The organism is Caballeronia grimmiae, from assembly GCF_000698555.1.
Lineage (GTDB): Bacteria > Pseudomonadota > Gammaproteobacteria > Burkholderiales > Burkholderiaceae > Caballeronia > Caballeronia grimmiae.
On sequence record NZ_JFHE01000105.1, the window covers coordinates 1 to 2,217 of the forward strand.

A 2,217-nucleotide genomic window follows, 5' to 3' on the forward strand; every position below is an offset into this window, starting at 1 on the left:
CTAAAGAAGTCGCACTCTCGCGCTGGCGAATTGAACGCTAGCCGCGCGCCTCGGTGCCCTTCAGTTCCCCATGCTTGTGCGAATGGGTCGCACCGTATTTCAGTTCAAAGTGGGCGCCTTTGCCGCTGCGCGTCGGCGGGAAGTGCTCACCTTCCACGCACGTGACTTCGAAGGTGTCTTTGCCATCTTCATGAACCACGGAATAGATGCCGGACACCTTGACGATTTCACCGGGCTTATACGAGTTGTCACCTGCCATCGTCGTCTCTCCTGAGAATAAGACACGGGCAAACGAGCAAAGAGCGTTCCGAGCGACTCCGACCCAACATCTCGCACCCAGCATCTCCGGCGAATTATCGCCAGCCAAGCATCACCGCAGCTCGCCGCTAGCCACTATGCCGCGAGCCGATGCTCGTAGTACGGCCGGTCTCGATCTTCGAGAAGGGCATCAAGTGCGCCCAGGTCCGACGCCTGCGGATTCAACCAGGCGTCAACGTTCTCTCGCTTGATCGGCACGATGCAGCGATCGTGGCCCGCGGCTTCGACCTCAGCAGGCGGCTCGTCCGTGATCGCTGCGAATGACAACAGATCCTGCTGACCAGGCGCCGTCCACCTCGACCACAGGCACGCGACCATCAACAGCTGGCCGTTGTTGGGACGGAACTCGAGCACGACGTTCTCGCCCGGCGCCTGTGGTCCGTCATGCTGTTCGAACAAGGTGTTCTCGCACTTCGCGCGCGTGACGTTCTCGTAGAAGACGTCGACGAGCAGCAGGCCGTGCGTGTAGCCGAAGCACGGCTTCCAAAACTTGTCCAGGCTCTCGCGCCGCGCGTTGTAGGTGCCGGGGTATTTGATGTCGTAGCTTGCAGGTTTGCCTGCAATGCGGCACTGATAGCGCATCGGCTTAACCACATACTGTCCGTCTTCGACCACGAGGACCGGCGCGTAGTAGCCGGGAAAGATGCGCGAATCACGGGCCTCCGGCTCGCATCGACTGAGATCGGCGAGGCGCCGTAACGCGGCATCGATCTTGTCGTTGGCAATGCGCTTGCTGTCGGTTGCCGCTTTTGTCACCTTTGTCTGCAGCGACCGCTCTGCATCCGCCAGACGTGTGCGTTGCTTGAAGAGTTCCTGTTCGAGCCGGGTCGCCTGCTCCGCGTTGAACCGGCCGATAAACGCCTTGATTTGTAGCTCGTCATCGGTCGCAGGTTCCCAAAAGGCGTCTTCCATCGCCTTCGGGATTTTGGCCTTGCTGCCCTCAGCGCGTTCCCAGAAGAGGCGCGTGAACTCGCGAATATCCATCTGCGCGCCGAACATCTTCACGTACCGACGGTAGTCGGCCTGAATTTGCGCTGAATAACACATCCGTGAGGGCCCCCGTTCGTGCTTTCGTGGTTGAAGTGCGCCGTTGCCAATCGCATCGATGCCAGACTTTCACAACGCCTCTTTGCACAGCGCCAGCATCTTCTGAATGACGGTGCACGCATAGTTCAGTTGCATGTCGCCGGTAAAGAGCGCCTGGACGTTCGACTGGCGCACCGCAATCCCGGCGCCTTTGAGGTCTCGTTTGGCGATCTTGAGCGCCAGTTGCCCGAGTCGCACGCGCTCGAGCCAGTCCATCCAGAGGTGGTTGCGCCGAAGCCAGATGCGGCAGCTCTCCACGACATGATCGACTCGCCACTCGTGGGTGAGCGAGTACGATGCCGCGACGGTTGCAACCAGGAAGCAAAGGAGTTCTGCACGCGCTTGCGCCACCTCGTTAATATCCGACTCAGCCATAGGCGGGTTATTCCTTCGGGTTGTTTTTTCTCGACCATTGTTTCTTGATGTTGAGCGAGGCGCGTTCACGCCTCGTTGATTACAAGTGCGGACATGGACGCGAGAATCAACGCCCGTTCCTGCGCAGCTCCGCGAGTCGAACTACGCTGGCCGAAGGCTTACCGGTCCGGTGTTCGGACCGGCAATGGGCTTCAGCATACTCATTCATGCGCCGAAACCGACAAAAAAGGGCGCAATTCCACGTTGCAAATTTCGATGTAAAGTACTGTACATCCATACAGTCCTTATGCAAAATGGCGGCCCTGCCCAAACATGTCGAGTCCATTCATCCCGCGTTGTGGCGCGGATCGCAGCTCGCCCGTGCTTACGGAAAGACGGTGGACACCGGCTACGCGGCGTTGTCGGCGGAGCTGCCCGGCGGCGGCTGGCCGCTCGGTG

Annotated in this window: 3 protein-coding genes and 1 pseudogene; 1 reads left to right on the plus strand and 3 read right to left on the minus strand. The window is 59.6% G+C overall.

The genetic code is table 11. From position 1 onward, the window contains the following. Nucleotides 1-37 precede the first annotated feature (37 nt). The 3 genes from BG57_RS30730 to BG57_RS30740 form a co-directional block, all read right to left on the minus strand. A complete protein-coding gene (locus BG57_RS30730) occupies nucleotides 38-259 on the minus strand; it encodes a hypothetical protein (protein ID WP_035971037.1) in 222 nt (73 codons plus the stop codon). A gap of 134 nt (nucleotides 260-393) precedes the next feature. Next, nucleotides 394-1,365 (minus strand): SOS response-associated peptidase family protein, encoded by a 972-nt coding sequence (locus BG57_RS30735; protein WP_035971038.1) that lies wholly within the window; start codon nucleotides 1,363-1,365, stop codon nucleotides 394-396. A 69-nt stretch (nucleotides 1,366-1,434) separates the two neighbouring features. Next, complete coding sequence (locus BG57_RS30740) at nucleotides 1,435-1,779, minus strand: hypothetical protein (protein WP_035971041.1); 345 nt, start codon at nucleotides 1,777-1,779, stop codon at nucleotides 1,435-1,437. Between the two features lie 293 nt (nucleotides 1,780-2,072). Between BG57_RS30740 and BG57_RS30745 the strand changes: the two are divergent. Next, nucleotides 2,073-2,217 (plus strand): annotated as a pseudogene (locus BG57_RS30745) (translesion DNA synthesis-associated protein ImuA); the annotation flags it as partial.

Coding starts and splice junctions, on each gene's coding strand:
- BG57_RS30730 (WP_035971037.1), bottom strand. CDS start 259: ATGGCAGGTGACAACTCGTATAAGCCCGGTGAAATCGTCAAGGTGTCC.
- BG57_RS30740 (WP_035971041.1), bottom strand. CDS start 1,779: ATGGCTGAGTCGGATATTAACGAGGTGGCGCAAGCGCGTGCAGAACTC.
- BG57_RS30735 (WP_035971038.1), bottom strand. CDS start 1,365: ATGTGTTATTCAGCGCAAATTCAGGCCGACTACCGTCGGTACGTGAAG.